The sequence below is a fragment of the Streptomyces sp. NPDC059002 genome, from assembly GCF_042740435.1.
GTDB lineage: Bacteria > Actinomycetota > Actinomycetes > Streptomycetales > Streptomycetaceae > Streptomyces.
The window spans coordinates 102,820-124,721 of the sequence record NZ_JBHYJI010000022.1; the positions used below are offsets into that span (position 1 = coordinate 102,820).

The following is a 21,902-nucleotide window of genomic DNA, read 5'->3' on the forward strand; positions in this document are numbered from 1 at the left end:
GCTTGCCGGTCGTGACCACCCGGCTTCCGCTCTTCCCGCTCAACTCGGTGCTGTTCCCCGGCCTCGTACTGCCGCTGAACGTCTTCGAGGAGCGATATCGCGCCATGATGCGCGAGCTGCTCAAGACCCCCGAGGAGGAGCAGCGCCAGTTCGCCGTCGTCGCGATCCGCGACGGCCTGGAGGTGGCGCCGAGCGCGCCAGGACTCCCCGACCAGACGGCGCTGCCCGAGCACGGCCCCGCCGCGGGCTTCGGCGACGACCCGCTCAAGGCCTTCCACACCATGGGCTGCGTCGCCGACGCCGCGACCATCAGAGAGCGCGACGACGGCGGCTTCGAGGTCCTCGCCACCGGCACGACCCGGGTCCGGATCCTTTCGGTCGACGCCTCGGGCGCCTTCCTCACCGCCGAGGTCGAAGAGGTCCCCGAGGAGCCGGGCGAGGGGGCGGGCGCCCTCGCCGAGGGCGTGCTGCGCGCCTTCCGCTCCTACCAGAAGCGCCTCGCGGGGGCGCGCGAGCGGTCCCTTTCGACGGGCGCCGAGCTGCCGGACGATCCGTCCGTGGTCTCGTACCTGGTCGCCGCGGCCGCCGTCCTCGACACCCCCACCAAGCAGCGGCTCCTGGAGGCCCCGGACACCGCGTCGCGGCTGCGCGAGGAGCTGAAAATGCTGCGCGCCGAGACCGCGATCATCCGTAATCTGCCGTCGTTGCCCGCGACGGACCTGACGCGGGGCACCACGAGCCTCAACTGACGTGCGGGCCACGGCCGGCGCACGACGACGAGCGACGTAAGGCGCGAGCACCTTGGCGAAGAAGCAGAAGAAGCAGAAGCAGGCGGGGGCGGGCGCGGGCGGCACACCCGCGACGGTGGCACTCACCGCGGCGGGCACCGCCTTCACCGTGCACTCCTACGAGCACGACCCCGCCCACCCCTCGTACGGGGACGAGGCCGCCGAGGCCATGGGCGTCTCCCCCGACCGGGTCTTCAAGACGCTGGTCGCCGAGGTCGACGGCGAACTCACCGTGGCCGTCGTCCCCGTCGCGGGCTCCCTCGACCTGAAGGCGCTGGCCGCCGCGGTCGCGGGCAAGCGCGCCGTGATGGCCGACCCGGCGGCCGCCGAACGCACCACGGGCTACGTCAGGGGCGGCATCTCCCCGCTCGGCCAGCGCAAGAAGCTCCGTACGGTCCTGGACGACTCCGCGTCGGCGCACGCCACAATCTGCGTCTCCGCGGGCCGCCGCGGCCTGGAGGTCGAACTGGCGCCGGACGATCTGGCCCTGCTCACGGGCGCGGTGCTCGCGCCGATCGGCCGGGCGTAGCTCGCGCGCGTACGACGTGAAAGAGCCCTCGACACGTGCGCGGGGCGGGACTAAGAACCCAGGGCATGTCGAAAAAGACGCGCATGCGCAAGTGGCGGGCGAAGAAGCGCAAGGCCAATCACGGCAAACGCCCCGCCTAGGAGCCCTGAGAACCCATTCCCTCGGGATGGCCGCCGCTCCGGGGCCCTTCGTAGGGCGTCTGCTCTCCGTAGGGCGCCGGATACGGCTCCGGGTCGCGCGGTCCGAACAGCGCGGTCAGGCCGAGGTGCACCGCGAGCGCCGCCACCGGCCAGGCCAGCAGCACGCCCTTGGCCTTGATCTCCATCGGCGCGTCGAAGACGACCCCCTTGCCGAGGGCCACGGCGTGCGCGACCACATCCGTCTCGGGGCCGACCCAGATGCCGACCCGCCAGGCGAGCAGCGCCCCGCCGAGACTGCCGAGCGCGAGCCCGACGACCAGCGGGAGACCGCCGCGCTTGCGCAGCAGGAAGACGACCACGCCGCAGACCACACCGAACGCGAGCGCGAGCAGGGTGAACGTTCCGTCCACGCCGATCGCCTGCTCGCCCTCGGTGTCCTTGAGGTACACCGCCTTGCCGTCCGAGATGAGCGGCACACGCGGCGCGAGCCACATCCACAGCAGTCCGAGCAGCACTCCGCTGACGGCCACCGCGACCGCGATCACCGCGGCCTCCCGCACTTCGGTCTTCATGCCGGGCCCGTCCTCCTCGTATCCGTAAGGAGCCGTGGCTCCCGACGTCTGCGCGGGTGCCTGCCAGGTGTCGTTCGAGGGCTCGTGGTGCGGCGGTTGGGAGGGTGTCAGTGGTGCGGTCACCCACACATCGTGCCAGTACTCCCTGTGCGGCGCGTCACCGGACGGCCGCCCGGCGGTACGCCCAGGTGGCGACGGCCAGCGAGGCGACACCGACCCCCGCGCAGACCGCCAGGTCGAGGAGGACGAGGGACCAGTCCGGATCGGGCCCGAACGTACGGGCGAAGGCTTCCACGCCGTACGTCGAGGGCAGCAGGTCACGCGCGAACTGCAGCACCGTCGGCATCCGGTCGGCCGGAAGCACACCGAGCAGCAGCGCCGCCGACATGCCCATCTGGCCGAGCAGCGTGGCCAGTTCGGGCCGCGGCGCGAGCAGTCCGAGCGCGGCGCCGAGCCCCGCGAGCGCGGCACCGGCGAGCGGGATCACCGCGGCGAGCACCCACAGATGCGTGAGCGGAAGCCCGAAGAGCCCGCATCCGACGACCGCCGTGACGACCGTGCCGGGCACCGTGAAGGAGGCGTACGCGGCCGCGGCACCGAGCACCACGGCGGCGGGCGGCACGGGCAGCGTGGCGTAGTGGTCGAGCCCGCCGTCGGCCCGCAGCTGCCCGAAGTACTGCGCGAGCAGATTGAGCGCGACGAACGCGACGACGAGCACGGAGGAACCGGCGACGACGGCCCGCGCCTCCCCTCCCCCGTCGACGACGCCCCGCATCAGGATCATGATCCCGACGGACTGGAAGGTCGCCACGAACAGCAGCGGTATCCGCGCGACCCGCGCGCGGGAGAGCTGGGCGCGGTAGACCGCACAGAGCGCGGGAAAGAGCCGGGCGGGCGGCCCGAGGGGCGCAGGCCCGTCGACGTCCTGCTCCGCACGGGCGCTGTCGGCCCGCACGGCGGCTTCCAAAGGAACCGCACTCACCGGACAACCCCTCTGTCTCTGTTCCTGCCCGCACTGCCAGCTGCCGGGACAACGGTCGGACTCACGCCTTGACCAGCCCCCGCCCGCTCCCGCCCAACGCGAGATAGACGTCCTCCAGGCTGGGCGTGGCCAGCGTGAAGTCGTCCAGCGCGGCGAACGCCGCCCCGCCGGTCACCGCCGCCACCGCGGCCCGCGCCTCGTCGGGCGCGAGCCGCAAGGACCACCGCCGCCCCGACTCCACCGCACAGGAGCGCAGCGCCGCCACCTCGGGAACGTCCAGCGGCGCCCGCTCCCGCCATACGAGCTCCACCCGGACCTCGTCGGCGACCTGCTCCTTGAGCCCGGCCGGGCTGTCGCAGGCGATGACCTTGCCCTGGTCGAGTACGGCGACCCGGTCGAGGACGGTCTCGGCCTCGATGACGTTGTGGGTGACGAGGAGCACCGTCGTGCCCCGCTCGGCCCGGCGCGAGTCGATCGCCGCCCAGACGGCCCGCCGTGCGACGGGGTCCATCCCGGTGGTCGGCTCGTCGAGGACGAGCAGCGGCCGCTCGCCCACCAGCGCGGTGGCGAAGCAGGCGAGCCGCCGCTGCCCACCGGAGAGCTTCTTCAGCGGCCGCGAGGCCAGCGGGGTGAGCCCCAGCTCGTCGAGGACCGCGTCCCGCTCGCTGCGCGCCTGGCGCACGTCGAGTCCGCGCAGCCGCCCGGTCGTCTCGACGGCGAGCGACACGGTCAGCTCGTCGAGCGCGGTGGACTCCTGGCCCAGATACGCGAGGATCCGCGCGGCCCGCTCGGGGTGGCGCACGATGTCGTGGCCGAGGATCTCGACGCTGCCGCTGTCGGGCCGCATCAGGCCGGTCAGCTGCCGTACGAGGGTGGATTTGCCGGCGCCGTTGGGCCCGAGCAGACCGAAGATCTCGCCGCGCCCGACCGTGAGACGGATCCCGTCGGTGGCGCGGACCTCGGGGGTCGCGGGCCTGCCGCGCCTGGCGCGGGCGGCCGGGTAGGTCTTGACCAGGTCGCGCACCGCGCAGACGGCGTCGATGCCGAATTCCTGACGGAGTCCTTGTCGGACTGCCGGTGCGGGACGCGTACTCACGAAGGACGAGACTACGGGGTCCGGAGGCACGGACGACGCCCGGGGCGCCCCGTACGCCCCGTATCAGTCACCGGCGCGGTCCCCCGCGGGCGCGTGCTCGGCGGCGGTGCGCACATCGATCTCACGCCAGAAACCCGCCCGGATCGCATACCGGTCGTGCTCGTCGATCTGGTCGTCCTTGTGGGCGAGCAGGCCGAACCGTGCCGCGTAGCGCAGCAGCTCGCCGTCGATGCGGTGCGGGATGCGCGGATACATCGTCGACAGCTTCTGCAGGTTGTGCTGTTCCGGGAGCCGTCCCATCCAGCGGCGGGCGAACACCTGTCCCACCTCGTAGGGGTCGCCGCCGACGGTGGTGATGTCCTCCTCGCGGTCGGCCCAGCGCTGCTCGGCCGTCGTCAGCTGGGCGAGGGTGGGCAGAGCGGCGACCTCGGGGCCCTCGGGCGCGCCGCCGGGACGCTCGACCCAGCCTTTGTCGGACGACCAGCGCAGCGTCGCGCTCGCGGGGTGCTGCGCGGGCTGGGTGCCGGGGCCGCGCAGGGCGGCGAGGTCCTTGGGGGTGGGCACGCCCTTGCCCGCGGGGATGCGGTGCTCGCCGCCGTCGCCGTTGGCCGAGGTCTCCGGGTGCCGGGCGGGGGCGACCTCCTCGGCGCGCTGCGCGGCGGCCGCGAGCGCGGACTCGGGCAGCGGCGCGGAGAGGATCGCGGCGATCTCGGGGCGGGGCGCGGGCGGCGGCGCGCAGATGCCGGTGAGTTCCTTGGGGCGTACGGCCTTGGTGATCCAGGCCCGGTCGAGCACCCGCCGTTCGTCGGCCTCGGCGACCAGGTCCTCCGACTGGTTGTAGTCCCCGTCGGCGGCCTGCACGGCCCACAGGTGGACGGCGACGCCGTGCTCCTTGGCGGCCATCATCCCCGGCAGCAGATCGCCGTCGCCGGTGACGAGCACGACGTCGGAGCAGGCGCGGTTGCGCGCCAGCTCGGTCAGCTCGGCGTGCATCGCGGCGTCGACGCCCTTCTGGGCCCACCGCCCGTCGCTGCGGGTCAGGGCGCCGAGCCGGACCGTCACACGGGGCATGACGCGCAGCCGCCGGTGCTCGGGCTGCGGCACCCGGTCGGGGGCGCCGTCGAACCAGTAGATACGCAGCAGAGGGCGCTCGGTGTCGGATTCGGCGCGTTCGCGAAGGCCCTGGATCAGGGCGGTGTGATCGACGGTGATCCGGGACCTGGACGGTTCGCCCGCGAGGAGACTCGCAGCGGCACCCAGCAGATACCCGGCGTCCACCAGGACGATGCAGCGGTCCACGCGATCCACCCTCTTTCCGTGAAGGTTCCCTGGTGTTCCTGGACGTTCGTTCCTGGAAGTTCCCGAAAAGTGCCCGGAGGTTCCTGGACGTTCCCTCGAAGACCCACGAAGACACCCCGTAAGGACAACGAATCGGGGGTGCGGGTTCGCGTCGGGTTTCCTTCGAGTCTGCCCGACCCTGCGGAGGTTAACGGCCCGAACTCGATCTTCGGCGTGGCGTATCGGAGGTTCACTCTCCGACCTCCCTTATTACGCACGGTAATTCTCCGAAATGCGCACCTTGGTGCCATATGTGAATCTGGTCGCGTCCTGGCCCCCAGATCCCCCTCAGGAGGAAGATCACCATGGCCAAGAACAAGAACCGCAAGCAGGGCGGCCAGCAGAACCGCGCCTCGCAGGCCGAGCAGGCGCAGGAGCAGGCCAAGTCGGCCGCGACGGACGCCCAGTCGGCGATCCAGTCGCAGGCCCAGGGCAGCCCTGCGGATGTTGCCCGTAAGCACCAGCGCCGCTTCGGCCACAACTGACACCCGCGCCAGGCACACATGGAGGGGTGCACCCGGTTCGGGTGCACCCCTCCATGGCGTACGCGGATCAGTCGGTGAAGCCGTGCCGCTCGTGGGCGACCATGAACGAGCTCGGCTTCTGGAGCTCGGACAGGCCGGGCCGGGTGACCTTGCGGCCGCCCTGGATGACCTCGTAGGCCACCCGCACGTGTGACACCCGGTCGGCGAACTCCATCTGCGGGAAATAGGACTTGAGCGCCCGGCGCGTCGCCTCCGGGGACTGGTGCGTCTCGCGCATCAGGAATACGGCCTTGTCGACAGCTGCACCATTCACGGCACTCAACCCTCACACACGAGAAGAACTAGATGCACCATGCATCTTACTCCCCGGGATGTCCGCTTTGAATAAGTAAGGGCCGGGTCAGCCCGCCAGGCACGACGGGCCGAGCAGCACCTTCAGGTCACCGAAGAGCGCCGGGTCCGGCTTCACGCGGTGCCGGTCGAGCCGCAGCACCGTGGTCTTCTGGGCCCCCTGGAGCTTGATCCGCACCTCGCTGTTGCCCCGGTGGTGGCTGAGGACCTCGCCGAGGCGGGTGATCATCGGCGGGCTCACCTTGACCGTCGGAATGGTGATCACCACGGGCGCGTTGGTGCCCGCGTTCGACAGGTCGGGGACCTGCATCTCCATGGCGACGAGCCGGGGCACGTCCTCGCGCTTGTCGAGGCGTCCCTTGACGAACACCACGGCGTCCTCGACGAGTTGGGTCGACACCAGCTGGTACGTCGCCGGGAAGAACATGCACTCGATGGAGCCCGCGAGGTCCTCGACCGTGGCGATCGCCCAGGCGTTGCCCTGCTTGGTCATCTTGCGCTGCAGGCCCGAGATGATGCCGCCGATGGTGACGACCGAACCGTCCGAGAAGTCACCGCCGGTGAGCTGCCCGATGCCCGCGTCGGCCTTGTCGGACAGGACGTGCTCCAGGCCGAAGAGGGGGTGGTCGGAGACGTACAGACCGAGCATCTCCCGCTCCTGGGCGAGCAGATACGTCTTCTCCCACTCCTCCTCGGAGAACTCCACGTCGAGACCGAACCCGGGCTCGTCACCGCCGGACTCGTCGCCCATCCCTCCGAAGAGGTCGAACTGGCCCTCGGCCTCCTTGCGCTTGACCGCGACCACGTTGTCGATCATCGGCTCGTACTGTGCGGTCAGGCCCTTGCGGGTGTGCCCCATCGTGTCGAACGCGCCCGCCTTGATGAGCGATTCGGTGGTGCGCTTGTTGCAGGCGGTCGCCTCGACCTTGTCGAGGTAGTCGGGGAAGGAGGCGAACTTCCCCTTCGCCTTGCGCGAGCGGATGATCGACTCGACCACGTTCGTACCGACGTTACGGACGGCCTCCAGACCGAAGAGGATCACGTCGTCGCCCTGGGCGGCGAAGTTGTGCACCGACTCGTTCACGTTCGGCGGGAGCACCTTGATGCCCATGCGGCGGCACTCGTTGAGATAGACGGCCGACTTGTCCTTGTCGTCCTTCACCGAGGTGAGCAGCGCGGCCATGTACTCGGCCGGGTAGTTCGCCTTGAGGTAGCCGGTCCAGTAGGTGACGAGGCCGTACGCGGAGGAGTGCGCCTTGTTGAAGGCGTAGCCGGCGAACGGCACCAGGACGTCCCACAGGGCCTGGATCGCCTGGTCGCTGAAGCCGTTCTTGCGGGCACCGGCCTGGAAGATCGCGAAGTTCTTCTCCAGCTCCTCGGGCTTCTTCTTGCCCATCACGCGGCGCAGGATGTCGGCCTCGCCGAGCGAGTAACCGGCGATGATCTGCGCGGCCTTCTGCACCTGCTCCTGGTACACGATGAGGCCGTAGGTCAGACCGAGCGTCTCCTTCAGGGGCTCTTCGAGCTCCGGGTGGATCGGCGTGATCTCCTGGCGGCCGTTCTTGCGCTCGGCGTAGTTCGTGTGCGAGTTCATGCCCATCGGGCCCGGCCGGTACAGGGCCGAGACGGCGGAAATGTCCTCGAAGTTGTCGGGTTGCATCTGGCGCAGCAGCGAGCGCATCGGGCCGCCGTCGAACTGGAAGACGCCGAGCGTGTCACCGCGGCAGAGCAGTTCGTACGTCTTGGGGTCGTCGAGCGGGATGGAGAGCATCTCCAGCTTGACGCCCTTGTTGGCCTCCACCATCTTCACGGCGTCGTCCATGATGGTGAGGTTGCGCAGGCCCAGGAAGTCCATCTTGATCAGGCCGAGCGACTCGCACTGGGGGTAGTCCCACTGCGTGATCGTCACGCCGTCCGTGTGCCGCACCCAGATCGGCGCGTGGTCGACGATCGGCTCGCTGGACATGATCACGCCGGCCGCGTGCACACCCATCTGCCGGACCAGGCCCTCCACACCCTTGGCGGTGTCGATGACCTTCTTCACGTCCGGCTCGTTCTCGTACATCCCCCGGATCTCGCCCGCCTCGCTGTAGCGCGGGTGCTTGGGGTCGGTGATGCCGGAGAGGTCGATGCCCTTGCCGAGGACGTCGGCGGGCATCGCCTTGGTGAGGCGGTCGCCCATCGCGTACGGATATCCGAGCACGCGCGCGGAGTCCTTGATGGCGTTCTTCGCCTTGATCTTTCCGTATGTGCCGATCATGGCGACCTTGTCGGCGCCGTACTTCTCCGTCACATACCGGATCACTTCGACGCGCCTGCGCTCGTCGAAGTCGATGTCGACATCGGGCATGGAGACGCGCTCGGGGTTGAGGAACCGCTCGAAGATCAGTCCGTGCTCGATCGGGTCGAGGTCGGTGATGCCCATGGCGTACGCGACGATCGAACCGGCCGCGGAACCTCGGCCGGGGCCGACCGCGATGCCGTTGTTCTTGGCCCACATGATGAAGTCGGCGACCACGAGGAAGTAGCCCGGGAACCCCATCTGGATGATGATGTCCATCTCGTAGTCCGCCTGCTTCTGGCGGTCGTCCGGGATCCCGTTCGGGAAGCGGCGGTTCATGCCGCGCCGGACTTCCTCCTTGAACCAGGTGACGTTGGTGTAGCCCTCTTCCGGGATGTCGAACTTCGGCATGAGGTCGCGCTTCTCGAACATGCCGGTCGTGTCGATCTGCTCCGCGACCAGGAGCGTGTTGCGGCAGCCCTCCTGCCACGCGTCCGAGGAGTCGATCGCGTACATCTCGTCCGTCGACTTCAGGTAGTAGCCCGTGCCGTCGAACCGGAAGCGGTCCGGGTCGGAGAGGTTCTTGCCGGTCTGGATGCACAGCAGCGCGTCGTGCGCCGTCGACTCGTGCGCGTACGTGTAGTGCGAGTCGTTCGTCACCAGCGGCGGGATGCCGAGCTTCTTGCCGATCTCCAGGAGGCCGTCACGGACCCGGCGCTCGATCTCGATGCCGTGATCCATCAGCTCCAGGAAATACCGGTCCTTGCCGAAGATGTCCTGGTACTCCGCCGCCGACTTCAGCGCCTCGTCGAACTGCCCGAGCCGCAGCCGGGTCTGCAGCTCACCCGAAGGACAGCCGGTCGAGGCGATCAGGCCCTCCGACCACTGGGAGATCGTCTCCTTGTCCATGCGGGGCCACTTCTGCAGCCAGCCCTCCGCGTACGCGTCCGAGGACAGCTTGAACAGGTTGTGCAGACCGGTCTGGTTCGCCGCCCAGATCGTCTTGTGCGTATAACCACCCGAACCGGACACATCGTCGCGCTTCTGATGCGGCTGGCCCCACTGGATCTTCCGCTTGTTCCTGCGCGACTCCGGGGCGACGTACGCCTCGATCCCGATGATCGGCGTCACGCCCGCCTTCTGCGCCGAATGGAAGAAGTCGTACGCACCGTGCAAGTTGCCGTGGTCGGACATGGCGATATGCGTCATGCCCATCTCATTGCACGCGTTGAACATGTCCTTGAGCCGCGCGGCACCGTCCAGAAGCGAGTACTGGGTGTGGACGTGCAGGTGCGTGAAGGGCGGCTTGGTCACGGCGGAAGGCCTCCGGAGAACGGTGAGTGACAGTCTGGGGGGACAGCGTGGAAGTCTAATCCGGAGCACTGACAGTCGGCGGGCACTCGGGGGTACCGTCGAGCGTTGGACCGGTCGAGACACCAGTCCCACATGTCATGCACCACCCTGTACCAGGAGGCACCCAGCGATGTCGGTCCCGCAGCCCACTGCCGAGCAGCGCGGCGAGCAGATCCTCGCCGTCTTCGGCACCGCGTTCGGCGAGCTGCTGGCCGCGGACCCCGCCGCGTTCCGGGTGAAGTTCCGGAAGATGGCCTCCTCCGCCTTCGCCTTCTACCGCGGCACGGCCTGCCTCTTCTACGCCGACCTGGAGCGCGAGCAGCACGGCGGTCCCTACCTGGACGACCGCACCGGCCGGGTCTGGATCCACGGCGACCTGCACGCCGAGAACTTCGGCACGTACATGGACGCCCAGGGCCGCCTGATCTTCAACGTGAACGACTTCGACGAGGCGTACGTCGGCCCCTTCACCTGGGACCTGAAGCGCTTCGCCGCCTCCGTGGCCCTGATCGGCTACACCAAGGCGCTCAGCGACGAGCAGATCGCCGACCTGGTGCGGATCTACGCCGCGGCGTACCGCGAGCGGATCCACGACCTGGCGACGGGCGCCAAGAGCGACGAGGTGCCGCCCTTCACGCTGGACACCGCCCAGGGCCCCCTCCTGGACGCGCTGCGCGACGCGCGCTCCCTGACCCGCTTCGGGCTGCTCGACTCGATGACGGAGATCCGCGACTTCGAGCGCCGCTTCGCGCCGGGCGGCGGCTCCATCGAGCTCGACGCGGCCACCCGCTACAAGGTGCTCGCCGCCTTCGACGGCTATCTGGAGACGCTCCCCGAGTCCTCCCTCACCCGCCCCGACTCGTACCGCGTGAAGGACGTCGTCGGCCGCCGCGGCATCGGCATCGGCTCCGCGGGCCTGCCCTCGTACAACATCCTCCTGGAGGGCAACAGCGACGCCCTGGAGAACGACGTCGTGATCTACCTCAAGCAGGCCCAAACCCCGGCGGTCTCGCGCCACATCACCGACCCGGCGATCCGTGGCTACTTCCAGCACGAGGGGCACCGTACGGTCATCTCGCAGCGCGCCCTCCAGGCACACGCCGACCCGTGGCTCGGCTGGACCGAGCTGGACGGCGCGGGCCAGCTCGTCGCCGAGGTGTCGCCGTACGCGGTGGACCTGGACTGGTCGGACATCGACGACCTGGAGGAGATCTCCCAGGTCGTCGCCGACCTGGGCCGCGCCACCGCCACGATGCACGCGGCGGCCGACGACGAGAGCGGCCACTCGGACCTGGTGCCGTTCTCCACGGAGCGGGCCATCGACGCCGCGATCGCCGCCGACGAGGCCGGCTTCGGGGACCTGCTCGTGGACTTCGCGCACAGCTACGGCGCCCGCGCGCGGAGCGACCACCAGATCTTCGTCGACCTGTTCCGCAACGGCCGGATCCCGGGTCTGTAGGCGTACGTAGGCGTCCGTAGGCCATTGTGGAACTCATAGGCACCCTTTAGGGACCTCCTACCGGAACACATGGCACACTCCTCCGCGATGGACATATCAGGGACCCAGCTCAGAGCCGTGCGCGCGGCACTCTTCACGGCGCTCGTCGTGATGCTCTCCGCCGCGTCGCACGTCCTGCTGTCCCAGGTCCCCCTGCCGCTGACCACCGTCGCGGCGATCGCCGCCGCGGTCTTCGTCCTCGCGTACGCGATGGCGGGGCGCGAGCGCGGATACGGACGCATCGCCGCCCTCCTCATCCCCCTGGAGCTGGCCGCCGACACGGTGTTCACCGCCGGGCAGCACGTCTGTTACGGAGAGGCGGGCGGCCCGGTCGCGGGCCCGCTGCGCTCCGTCGGCTTCGACGTGCTGTGCGGCGGCACACCGCTCGGCACCCCGCTGGCCCGGATGACCGCCGAGGGACACGGCAGCGCCGCGGCGCTGCTCTCCGAAGCCGACCCCAACGCCGCCTGGCTGCTCCTGGGCGCGCACATCGGTGTGGGCCTGCTCGCGGCGGCCTGGCTGCGGCGCGGCGAGCGGGCGCTCGCGCAGCTGCTTCGCGCGGTCGCCGCCGCCACGTTCCGGCCGCTGCTGATCGCGGTCGCCTCGGTGACCACGTCCCCCCTGCCCGTGCGCCGCCTGCCGCGCCCCGAGCGCCGGGTGCGGGCCGTGCGCACGCGACTTCTCGTGCACTTCGTGGGGCGGCGTGGACCGCCGTGCTCGGCCGCCTTCGCCTGAGCACAGCACCCCACGCAGTTCACCCACACGGAGAAACAGATCATGAGCAAGCGCAACAGCCAGGCCGCCAAGTCCGCCGCCCGTGAGCGGATCCGCGCCCAGCAGGAAGCCGAGCGCAGGCGGGAGAAGCGCAAGCGCAGCGCCATCGTCGGCGTCTCGATCGTCGGCGTCCTCGCGATAGCCGGCGGCGTCGGCTACGCCGTCATGCAGTCCAACAAGCCCGGCTACTGGGACGAGGCCAAGGACAAGAAGCTGGTCAAGCCCGCGAACACCTCGGGCGCCAACGGCACGACCGTCGTCCTCGGCAAGGAGTCCGCGAAGAAGACCCTCAAGGTGTACGAGGACCCGCGCTGCCCGGTCTGCGCGGCCTTCGAGCAGACGGTCGGCCCGACCGTCGAGAAGGACATGAAGGACGGCAAGTACAAGATCCAGTTCATCGGCGCCACCTTCCTCGACCGGAACATCCCGGGCGAGGGCTCCCGCAATGCGCTCAGCGCGATGGGTGCGGCCCTGAACGTCAGCGACGACGCCTTCCTCGAGTACAAGAAGGCGCTCTTCTCGGCGAAGAACCACCCCTCGGAGCAGGAGGACAAGTTCAAGAACGACTCGTACCTCCTGAAGATCGCCGACGAGGTGCCCGCGCTCAAGAAGAGCAAGACCTTCGAGAAGGACGTCAAGGACGGCACCTTCGACCGCTGGGCCCTGGAGATGTCGAAGGCGTTCGACGACAACAAGGACGGCGTCGAGGGCACGCCCTCCTTCGTCATGGACGGCAAGCAGCTGACCGGGCCCGGCTCGAAGACCGCGCCCTCCACGGTCGAGGACTACAAGACCGCGATCGACAAGGCCCTCAAGGGCTGAACCGGACGTAACCGGCTGAACTGACGCACAACACCGCGCGCCGACAAGGCGCGTGGCGAAAGAGCGGGCGAACTCTGCGGAGTCGCCCGCTCTTTGCGATTACCGATCAGTAAGGTGATCGCCCGTGACCAGTCGATTGAACGCAGAATCATCTGCCAACTCCCTGACCCCGCGCCGCCGTACCGTCGTGAAGGCCGCGGCCGCCACCGCCGCCCTCGCGCCGCTCGCCACGGCGCCCGCGCACGCCGCGGAGGGGCCCGCGTTCCACCACGGGGTCGCCTCGGGGGACCCCCTGCCCGACGGCGTCCTCCTGTGGACCCGGGTGACGCCCGTGCCGGACGCCGTGCCGGGCTCCGGCAAGGGCCCCGACACCGAGGTGCGATGGGAGATCGCCGAGGACAAGGGGTTCACCCGGATCGTCGGCCACGGCAGCACCACCGCGCGGGCGGCGTCGGACCACACGGTCAAGGCCGACGTAAGGGGCTTGCGCCAGGCGGCCACCTATTACTTCCGCTTCTCCGTAAGCGACGTTTACTCCCCCGTGGGCCGCACCCGCACCACCCCGGCGCACGACGCGGCCGCGCCCGGCGTCCGCTTCGGCGTGGTGTCGTGCTCGAACTGGGAGGCGGGGTACTTCTCCGCGTACCGCCATCTCGCGGCCCGCACCGAACTCGACGCGGTCCTGCACATCGGGGACTACATCTACGAGTACAAGAGCGGCGAGTACCCGTCCGCCGAGAAGGTCGTACGACCGCACGAGCCGAAGCACGAGATCCTCTCGCTCTCCGACTACCGCACCCGGCACGGCGTCCACAAGACCGACCCCGACGCGCAGGCGATGCACGCCACGCACCCGGTCATCGCCATATGGGACGACCACGAGTTCGCCGACAACGCCTGGCCGGGCGGCGCGGAGAACCACTCCCCCGACACCGAGGGCGGCTGGGACCACCGCATGGCGGCGGCCAAACAGGCGTACTTCGAGTGGATGCCGGTGCGCCCCTCCACCGAGGGCACCGTCTACCGCCGGATCCGCTTCGGCAAGCTGGCCGATCTGCACCTGCTCGACCTGCGGTCCTTCCGCTCCGAGCAGGCCGGCTTCGGCAGCGGCGAGGTCGACGACCCGGACCGTACGATCACGGGCCGCGCCCAGCTCGACTGGCTGAAGTCGGGCCTTGCCTCCTCGGACGCGGCGTGGAAGCTGGTCGGCACCTCGGTGATGATCTCGCCGGTCGCCTTCGGTTCGCTGCCCGCCCATCTCCTGGAGCCCATCGCGGAGCTGCTCGGCCTGCCCAAGGAGGGCCTGGCCATCAACGCGGACCAGTGGGACGGCTACACCGACGACCGCAAGGAACTCCTCGCCCATCTGCGCGACAACGACATACGGAACACCGTCTTCCTGACCGGTGACATCCACATGGCCTGGGCGAACGACGTGCCCTCCAAGGCCGCCACCTACCCGCTGTCGCGCTCCGTCGCCACGGAGTTCGTGGTCACCTCCGTGACCTCCGACAACGTGGACGACCTCCTGAACGTCGCCCCGCACACCCTCTCGCTGGTCGCGGTCGGCGCCATCAAGGCGGCCAACCGCCACGTGAAGTGGCTGGACATGGACTCGCACGGCTACGGCGTCCTCGACGTCACCGCCGAGCGCTCACAGATGGACTACTACGTCCTGTCCGATCGCGAGGACCCGCAGGCGACCTCGTCCTGGGCCCGCTCGTACCGCACGCTCAACGGCACGCAGCAGGTCGAGCGGGCGGACGCACCCGTGCGCTGAGCCGCCCGGAGAACCGGACCGCTCAGAACATCCGAGCCCCTCAGAGCGACCGGACCGCTCAGAGCGTTTCGAGGAAGCCGAGCGCCGTGCGCCACGTCGCCTCCGCGGCCTGGGCGTCGTAGTCGTCCAGGTCCGGGTCGGTGTAGAGGTGCCCGGCGCCGGCGTAGCGGTAGACCTCCACGTCGGCCCCGGCCCGCTGCATCTGCAGGTACCAGGCGCTCAGCCAGTCGTCCGTCTCGAACGGATCGGGCTCGGCCACGTGCAGCTGCACCGGCAGCTCGTCCACCGTCGCGTTCTCCGCGATGTCGGACGTGCCGTGCAGGAGCAACAGGCCACGGGCCTTGTCGTCGCCGAGCGCGAGCGTCTGCGCGGTCGCCGCGCCGAGGGAGAAGCCCGCGTACACCAGACCCCGCTCGGAGTAGGGCGCGGCGGCCAGGATGGCGCGCTTCAGGAGCTCGTCCTTGCCGAGCTCGTCCTTGAAGGCCATGCCTTCCTCGACGTCGTCAAAGGTGCGGCCGTCGAAGAGATCCGGGGTCCACACCTCGTGACCTGCTGCCCGCAGACGGTCCGCCGCCGCGTGCACCGCGGGCCGCAGCCCGTACGTCGAGTGGAAAAGCATGATGTTCATGGGGCCATCGTGCCATCCGCCCCCGGCCCCTACCCTCGGAGGCATGGAGAACGTACTGCGCCCGTTGATCGTGGTCGGCGGCTCGGTCGTGCTCACGGTGGTCGTCGGCTGGCTGGTCGACGTGCTGTTGCGCCGGACCGACGAACGTCGCCGCGAGACCCCGCTGTGGGGCCTGCTGCGCCGCTGCCGGGTCCCCCTGCAAGTGGTCCTGTGCACGGCCCTGTTGAGAGGCTCCTACCGGCAGGCCCAGATCGCCGAGGACCACTCGGCGGGCATCGGCCGCGCCCTCTCGCTCGTCCTGATCGGCTCCACCGCCTGGCTGGTGGTGCGGATCGCGACGGCCGTCGTCGAGTCCTCGTACGCCCGGTACGCCGCGGCCCACCGCGATCCGGCCCGCGTCCGCAGGGTCCGTACGCAGGTGACGCTCATCCAGCGCGTGGTCACCGCGATCGTCGGCGTCGTGGCGGTCGCCGCGATGCTCCTGACGTTCCCCGCGATGCAGGCGGCGGGCGCCTCGCTGCTCGCCTCCGCGGGCATCCTCGGCATCGTCGCCGGTGTCGCGGCCCAGTCCACCCTCGGCAATCTCTTCGCGGGACTGCAGATCGCCTTCGGCGACATGGTGCGGCTCGGGGACACCGTGGTGGTGGACGGCGAGTGGGGCACGGTCGACGAGATCACGCTGACCTTCCTGACCGTCCGCACCTGGGACGAGCGCCGGATCACCATGCCCGTCTCGTACTTCACGTCGAAGCCCTTCGAGAACTGGTCGCGCGGCGGCGCCCAGATGACCGGCACCGTCTTCTTCCAGCTGGACCACACCGCGCCCGTCGCGCAGATGCGGGAGAAGCTCCACGAGATCCTGCGCGACTGCGCGGCGTGGGACGGCAGGGACTGGGGCCTCGCCGTCACGGACACGACACCGAACACGATCCAGGTCCGCGCCCTGGTCACCGCCAAGGACGCGGACGACATCTGGACGGTACGGGTCACGGTCCGCGAACAACTGGTGCTCTGGCTCACCGAACGCCATCCCTACGCCCTGCCCAAGGTCAACACGGCCTGGGCCGAACCCGCCCCGAACGGCCACCGCCCCCACCCCGTCACCCCCGAGACACCACGAACCGGCCGCGGCTAGGCCCTGATCCGCCGGAGGACCCCCGGCAGCGCCGACCAGCCCACGGTTCACCGCAAACCCCGTGGTTCACCGCAAACTGCGTACGTCCAAGTGGTGCAGGACCCGGTCGACGATCTCCGGGTCCGCACCGGGCTCGCTGCGCGCGGCGAGCACCTCGTGGCGGGCGGCCGACATCATCTCGCGCTGGATCCGCTGGACGGCCTTCCAGCGGTCGACGCGCTTGGCATACCGCTCGCGCCGCTCGTCGTCGACGAGGTCCGGGCTGATCCTGGCCCCGATGTCGAACGCGCCGCGCTGCAGCCGCTCGGACACCTCCTCCGGAAGCTCCTCGACCTCCTCGATCTCCTTGAGGCGACGCTTGGCCGCCTTGGCCGCACGCAGCGCGAGCTCGCGCTCCAGCTCCCGCTCCGCATCGGCATCGGCGCGCACCCCGAGCTTCCGCACCAGCCAGGGCAGCGTGAGCCCCTGGACGACGAGGGTCGCCATGATGACGCAGAACGCGATGAAGATGATCTGGTCACGGGCCGGGAACGGAGCCCCGTCGTCCGTCTTGAGCGGAATGGCCAGTGCCAGCGCCACGGAGGCCACGCCGCGCATCCCCGACCACCACATGACGACGGTCTCGCGCCAGCTGGTAGGAATCTCCTCGTCGACGTCCCGCCGCTTGTGCAGCCGCTTGGCCAGCCACGTCGCGGGCAGCAGCCACAGCAGACGTACGCCCACGACAACGGCGACGACCACCGCGCCCCAGCCGAACATCTCCGCCTCACGCCCGCTCGCGATGCCGAAGACGTTGTGCAGCTCCAGGCCGATCAGCCCGAACGCGATACCGGTGACCAGCGTGTCGACGATCTGCCAGAAGGTCTGCCCGGTGATCCGCCCGAGCACGTCATCGGCGTCCACGGCGTTCTCCGCGAGATAGAGCGCGGTGGTGAGCACGGCGAGGACCCCGGACCCGAGCAGCTCCTCGGCGAGCACATAGCTGACGAACGGCACGAGCAGCGTGAGGCCGGTCTGCAGGGTGGCGTCGCCGAGCAGCCCCATGAGCTTGTTGGTGAGCCAGCCGAGCACGAGACCGACGGCCACGGCGACCACCGCCGAGAGCACCAACAGGCCCACGGCGGACGGCCAGGAGAAGGTCCCGCTCATCGCCGCCGCGATCGCCACGTGGTAGAGCACGATCGCCGTCACGTCGTTGAAGAGCCCCTCTCCCTCCAGGATCGACACAAGCCTGCGGGGCAGCCCGAGCGACCCGGCGACCGCGGTCGCGGCCACAGGGTCCGGCGGCGCGACGAGCGCCCCCAGCGCCACGGCCGCCGCGATCGGCAGCCCCGCCACGACGGCATTGGCCACCGCGGCGACCGCCGCCGTCGTCACGAACACCAACGCCACGGCGAGCAGAAAGATGGGACGTACGTTGGCCGTGAACTGCCGCCAGGAGGTGCGCTGCACGGAGGCGTAGAGCAGCGGCGGCAGCACCAGCGGAAGGATGTAGTCCGGCGGAATCTCGACATTGGGCACGAACGGCAGCAGGGCCATGCCGATCCCGGCCAGGGTCATGAGCACGGGCGCGGGCAGCCCGAGCCGGTCCCCCAGCGGCACGGTCACCACGGCACCGAGCAACAAGATGAGCACCAGCGCCAGTTGATCCACGGTGCGCCCTCCGGCGGTCGAGACTCGGACGATCAAGAACTCAACCCTGCCACGCATTCACCGTGAACCGGACGAATGCCCCCTCTCCTCTTCTCGCGGCGATGACCTCGCCGTTCATGGACACGAACAGCCCTCGGATGAATTCAGGGAAGAACATGCCGCCAGAGGTCTTCCGGTTCCGTCACACCCCGGGCACGATGCGGAGGGATTCAGGGACAGGAATCCACGACACATATCTGTCCGAGCTCCGCATGCCCGGCGCGACCGGCGTCGCCTGGTACTGCCTGGCGCCCCGGCACCGCCCCGCCGACCGCGAACCGTCCTGCGCGACACCCCACCAGCCACTGAGCATCGGCGCGAAGCACGCGGACGGCGGCCACGAAGCCGACCCCGGCCATGGCATGAGCCCCTCCGTCGCCCCCTACCGCAAGGAGCTCACCGTATGAACCTCCCCGACCACCGCCCCCTCTCCCGCAGACGCTTCGTCTCCACCGCGGCCGCGGCGACCGCCACCGCCGCCACGGGCACCACCCTCTGGACCGCTTCCTCCGCCACCGCATGGGCGGGCCCGCACCCAACCCCCGCTGCGCACACGGGAGATGGGGACAAGGCCGACCCGTACGAGGCGACGGTGCGGGCCGCCGCCATGGTGTGGCGGCGGCTGCCGACCAGCTGGCAGGAAGGGCCCTTCCTCGCCAACGGCCGACTGGGCGCCCAGTTGTACGCGGGCACGACGGCGAACACCCTCAAGCTGATGCTGAGCCACACCCAGGTGCAGGACCAGCGCGGCCAGTGGCGCGGCGGCATCGGCTATTCGCGGCTGCCCATCGGGTACTTCACCCTGACTCTGCGAGGGAACATCACCTCCGTCGACTGGACCCTGGACCTCTACGACGCCGAACTGCGCGGCACCGTGACCACCACCGCCGGCAGTGTGGCGTTCACGGCGCTCGTGCAGAACGACAGCAGCGCGCTGCTCGTGTCGACCAGGCCGAGCGCCGGGGAAGAGGACTCCGCCTGGACATTCCAATGGTTACCCGCCGCGACCACCCGGACATCGGGGAAGCCCCCTGAGTACACCCCGAACCCGGACCCCGAGATCGGCAAGGGATCCGTTCGATATGTCCAGCAGCCCCTGCTCGCGGGCGGCGGCTGGACCACCGCGTGGCGCGAACACCGCGTCGGCACCGGCCGGTTGCTGGCCGCCCATCTCGTCTACCGCCACCCCGGCGACGTGTCGGAGGCGACCCGCGAGGCCCGCCGGGCGGTCGAGCAGACCCTGTCCACCGACCTCGACAAGCTGATAGCCCGTCACCGCGACTGGTGGCACCGCTTCTACCGGCGCAGCTTCCTGTCCGTACCCGACAAGCGGCTGCAGTCCTTCTATCTCGCCCAGCTCTACAAGCTCGCCGCGTCGACCCGCTCCGGCGGCCCGACGATCTCCGAGTGGGGCCCGTGGTTCCCGGAGGTCGGCAACAACTGGACCGCCGTGTGGTGGAACCTCAACGTCCAGATCGGCATGGCCCCGGTCCATGGCTCCAACCACCCCGAACTCGACTCGGTCACCAGCACGTTCGCCCACTACGAGAAGAACCTGCCGCTGTCCGTCCCCGCCGCGTACCGCGACGGCGAAAGCTATGCACTCGGCCACCCCTCCGACTGGCAGCTGCGCGCGGGTGACACCTACGACGTGGGCGCACCGGGCAGCGGCCACATCTCCGACAACTTCGGCAATCTGACCTGGGCCATGCACAACGTCTGGCAGGCGTACCAGCACTCCATGGACAAGGCGATCCTGCGCGACGTCCTCTTCCCGGTCCTCACGAAGGCGATCAACTTCTACGCCCACTTCTTGCACGAAGGCCCGGACGGCAAGCTGCACCTCCTGGAGACCCGCTCCCCCGAGTACGCGAACGCCGCCGACTGCACCTACGACCTGTCCCTGATCCGCTGGGGAGCCCGCACCCTCATCGAGGCGGCCCGCCTGCTGAAAATCGACCACCCACGCGCGCGGGTGTGGCAGGACATCGCGGCCCGCCTCACTCCCTACGCCGAGGACCAGGCCGCCGGCGTCATGATCGGCAAGGGTGTCCCCCTCGCCGAATCGCACCGCCACCACTCGCACCTGCTGTGGCTCTACCCGCTCCGCGAGCGGAGCTGGGACAGGGCCGCCGACCGTGACGTGATGCGCCGCAGCATGGCCCACTGGGTCTCGATGCAGCAGCTCTGGCACGGCTACAGCTACGCGACCGCGTCCTCCATGTACGCGGTCATGGACGAGCCGGAGAAGGCCCTCGACCACCTGACCTTCTTCACCGATCTGAAGGTCGTCGCGGACTGTGCGATGACGGTCAACACCATGTACCGCGAGGGAAAGAACTTCGCTCTGGAGAGCCCTCTTTCGGCCGCCCAGTCGATGCTCGACATGGCCGTGCAGGGGCACGACGGTGTGGTGAAGGTCTTCCCCGCGGTCTCCTCGCGCTGGCCCGATGCCTCCATCGCGTCGCTGCGGACGCCCGGGGCCTTCCTCGTCGACGCGGACCGCTCAGGGGGTACGACGCGGTGGGTGCGGGTCCACAGCGAGGCCGGCGCCCCACTGACCCTGCAGCACGGCATCAAGGGCGAGATTACGGTCCGCGACCAGCAGGACCGCCCGCTTCCGTGGCAGGAGACGGCACCCGGCAGGATCTCGGTACGCCTGCCACGCGGCGCAACCGCGGTGGTCACTCCGCGCGGCGCCAGGGCACAAGAGGGACCGCGCGACGTCCCCTCCACGGGTGCGTGGACACGCTGGGGGCTGCCCTCCTGACGTACGCCCCATCAGTCAGGGGACGATCTCCCCACACGTTCAGGGGGCGACGTCCTCGTAACTGGCGCCCACCTTGGCGCCGTTGAGGTACGCCGTGGCCGCTCCGGTGACACCGTCGGAGCGGTACACGCCCCACTTGTCGGTGACCCAGTCGGCCCGAAGAGTGGCCGCCTTGTAGGTCGACGCGCCCTTCAGATCCTGCCGCTTGCCGTCGTACCAGAACTGGACGGACCCCTTCGAAGGATCGTCGGACACCTTGATGCCGACCACGAAGTGGTGCCATTCGCCGGTCTTCAGGGGCGTGTTCCAGAGCTGGGTGGTCTTCAGATCGGGATCGGCGTACTCAAGGTCGATGGTGCCGTTGCCGCGCGCCCTGATCGACAGGGGCGGCGTCGCGGCGCCGCTTCCGTAGTCCTTGAGCTGCCACAGGACGACCCAGTCGCCGGCATGGGTGGGCAGCGGCTGCCACATCGAGCGCCACCCTACGTAGACGGTGTCGCCCTCCTCGAAGCGCAGCCGGGAGCCGTCGGGCTTCTTGTGGCCGCGTGCCTCCACGCGGACGCGCTCCTCGGGCGAGACCTTGTCGCCCGAGGTGTAGAGCTTGTAGGTCTTGCCGTACTGGCCCTTGGGATCGTCGACGACGCTGACCGTGCCCGGCTTGGTCTCGGTGCCTTCGAAGACGCTCGTGCCCTTCGCGGGGTCGGCCTGCCACAGCGGAGCGGCGGTCTCTCCGGCGGAGGCGTGCCAGGTCCCGGCGAGGCCGAGCACGCCGACGGCGACCACGGCAGTGGCCATGCCCATGACAGTCCGATTCTTGCGGTGCTTCCGAGGCGGTGCGATGCGCATCACGGGCTCCGTGAATGGGGGGTGGGGACGGCGCGAACCTAG

The 21,902-nt window shown here is 69.8% G+C and carries 19 protein-coding genes; 10 read left to right on the top strand and 9 right to left on the bottom strand.

The window, feature by feature from the left end; all coding sequences use genetic code 11:
• Window positions 1–2 precede the first annotated feature (2 nt).
• On the top strand, window positions 3–749 hold the full coding sequence (locus tag ACFWZ2_RS21310; protein ID WP_384547874.1) for an LON peptidase substrate-binding domain-containing protein: 747 nt from the start codon (window positions 3–5) through the stop codon (window positions 747–749).
• 52 nt (window positions 750–801) lie between these two features.
• Entirely contained in the window at window positions 802–1,317 is a 516-nt protein-coding gene (gene ybaK, locus ACFWZ2_RS21315; protein WP_384547875.1) for a Cys-tRNA(Pro) deacylase, read from the top strand.
• Between the two features lie 136 nt (window positions 1,318–1,453).
• Here ybaK and ACFWZ2_RS21320 read toward each other — a convergent pair whose 3' ends face one another.
• The 4 genes from ACFWZ2_RS21320 to ACFWZ2_RS21335 form a co-directional block, all read right to left on the bottom strand.
• Window positions 1,454–2,152 (bottom strand): DUF2567 domain-containing protein, encoded by a 699-nt coding sequence (locus ACFWZ2_RS21320; protein ID WP_384547876.1) that lies wholly within the window; start codon window positions 2,150–2,152, stop codon window positions 1,454–1,456.
• A gap of 34 nt (window positions 2,153–2,186) precedes the next feature.
• Complete coding sequence (locus ACFWZ2_RS21325) at window positions 2,187–2,984, bottom strand: ABC transporter permease (RefSeq protein WP_384547915.1); 798 nt, start codon at window positions 2,982–2,984, stop codon at window positions 2,187–2,189.
• Window positions 2,985–3,072: 88 nt separating this feature from the next.
• The gene (locus tag ACFWZ2_RS21330; protein WP_384547917.1) at window positions 3,073–4,053 is read right to left on the bottom strand and encodes an ABC transporter ATP-binding protein; all 981 of its coding nucleotides are present in this window, start codon (window positions 4,051–4,053) and stop codon (window positions 3,073–3,075) included.
• A 117-nt stretch (window positions 4,054–4,170) separates the two neighbouring features.
• Window positions 4,171–5,406 carry an NYN domain-containing protein gene (locus ACFWZ2_RS21335; protein ID WP_384547878.1) on the bottom strand — a complete coding sequence of 412 codons (1,236 nt, stop codon included), beginning with the start codon at window positions 5,404–5,406 and terminating at the stop codon, window positions 4,171–4,173.
• 344 nt (window positions 5,407–5,750) lie between these two features.
• On the opposite strand from ACFWZ2_RS21335, the gene ACFWZ2_RS21340 reads away from it, so the two are divergent.
• Window positions 5,751–5,930: a hypothetical protein gene (locus tag ACFWZ2_RS21340; RefSeq protein ID WP_384547880.1), complete on the top strand. Its 180-nt coding sequence runs from the start codon at window positions 5,751–5,753 to the stop codon at window positions 5,928–5,930.
• Between the two features lie 67 nt (window positions 5,931–5,997).
• On the opposite strand, the gene ACFWZ2_RS21345 is transcribed toward ACFWZ2_RS21340, so the two are convergent.
• Window positions 5,998–6,243, bottom strand: a complete 246-nt coding sequence (locus ACFWZ2_RS21345) for a hypothetical protein (RefSeq protein WP_384547882.1) — start codon at window positions 6,241–6,243, stop codon at window positions 5,998–6,000.
• 87 nt (window positions 6,244–6,330) lie between these two features.
• The gene (gene dnaE / locus ACFWZ2_RS21350) at window positions 6,331–9,876 is read right to left on the bottom strand and encodes a DNA polymerase III subunit alpha (RefSeq protein WP_384547884.1); all 3,546 of its coding nucleotides are present in this window, start codon (window positions 9,874–9,876) and stop codon (window positions 6,331–6,333) included.
• 169 nt (window positions 9,877–10,045) lie between these two features.
• Between dnaE and ACFWZ2_RS21355 the strand changes: the two genes are divergently transcribed.
• The 4 genes from ACFWZ2_RS21355 (at window position 10,046) to ACFWZ2_RS21370 (ending at window position 14,789) form a co-directional block, all read left to right on the top strand.
• Window positions 10,046–11,374 (top strand): DUF2252 domain-containing protein, encoded by a 1,329-nt coding sequence (locus ACFWZ2_RS21355; RefSeq protein ID WP_384547886.1) that lies wholly within the window; start codon window positions 10,046–10,048, stop codon window positions 11,372–11,374.
• 87 nt (window positions 11,375–11,461) lie between these two features.
• Window positions 11,462–12,148, top strand: coding sequence for a hypothetical protein (locus ACFWZ2_RS21360; RefSeq protein WP_384547887.1), 687 nt, complete (start codon window positions 11,462–11,464; stop codon window positions 12,146–12,148).
• Window positions 12,149–12,190: 42 nt separating this feature from the next.
• Window positions 12,191–13,009: a DsbA family protein gene (locus tag ACFWZ2_RS21365; RefSeq protein ID WP_384547889.1), complete on the top strand. Its 819-nt coding sequence runs from the start codon at window positions 12,191–12,193 to the stop codon at window positions 13,007–13,009.
• 124 nt (window positions 13,010–13,133) lie between these two features.
• Window positions 13,134–14,789 carry an alkaline phosphatase D family protein gene (locus ACFWZ2_RS21370; protein ID WP_384547891.1) on the top strand — a complete coding sequence of 552 codons (1,656 nt, stop codon included), beginning with the start codon at window positions 13,134–13,136 and terminating at the stop codon, window positions 14,787–14,789.
• A 58-nt stretch (window positions 14,790–14,847) separates the two neighbouring features.
• Here the strand turns inward: ACFWZ2_RS21370 and ACFWZ2_RS21375 are convergent, their stop codons facing one another.
• On the bottom strand, window positions 14,848–15,417 hold the full coding sequence (locus tag ACFWZ2_RS21375) for a dienelactone hydrolase family protein (RefSeq protein ID WP_384547893.1): 570 nt from the start codon (window positions 15,415–15,417) through the stop codon (window positions 14,848–14,850).
• A gap of 43 nt (window positions 15,418–15,460) precedes the next feature.
• Between ACFWZ2_RS21375 and ACFWZ2_RS21380 the strand changes: the two genes are divergently transcribed.
• Window positions 15,461–16,552 (top strand): mechanosensitive ion channel family protein, encoded by a 1,092-nt coding sequence (locus ACFWZ2_RS21380; RefSeq protein ID WP_384547895.1) that lies wholly within the window; start codon window positions 15,461–15,463, stop codon window positions 16,550–16,552.
• A gap of 66 nt (window positions 16,553–16,618) precedes the next feature.
• Here the strand turns inward: ACFWZ2_RS21380 and ACFWZ2_RS21385 are convergent, their stop codons facing one another.
• A complete protein-coding gene (locus ACFWZ2_RS21385) occupies window positions 16,619–18,205 on the bottom strand; it encodes a Na+/H+ antiporter (protein WP_384547918.1) in 1,587 nt (528 codons plus the stop codon).
• A gap of 155 nt (window positions 18,206–18,360) precedes the next feature.
• Between ACFWZ2_RS21385 and ACFWZ2_RS21390 the strand changes: the two genes are divergently transcribed.
• Together ACFWZ2_RS21390 and ACFWZ2_RS21395 are read left to right on the top strand one after the other, a co-directional pair.
• Window positions 18,361–18,651 carry a hypothetical protein gene (locus ACFWZ2_RS21390; RefSeq protein WP_384547897.1) on the top strand — a complete coding sequence of 97 codons (291 nt, stop codon included), beginning with the start codon at window positions 18,361–18,363 and terminating at the stop codon, window positions 18,649–18,651.
• Entirely contained in the window at window positions 18,648–21,014 is a 2,367-nt protein-coding gene (locus ACFWZ2_RS21395; protein ID WP_384547898.1) for a twin-arginine translocation signal domain-containing protein, read from the top strand. The genes ACFWZ2_RS21390 and ACFWZ2_RS21395 overlap by 4 nt, the downstream gene beginning before the upstream one ends.
• Before the next feature lie 39 nt (window positions 21,015–21,053).
• Here the strand turns inward: ACFWZ2_RS21395 and ACFWZ2_RS21400 are convergent, their stop codons facing one another.
• A complete protein-coding gene (locus ACFWZ2_RS21400; RefSeq protein WP_384547900.1) occupies window positions 21,054–21,809 on the bottom strand; it encodes a heparin lyase I family protein in 756 nt (251 codons plus the stop codon).
• Window positions 21,810–21,902: the final 93 nt, after the last annotated feature.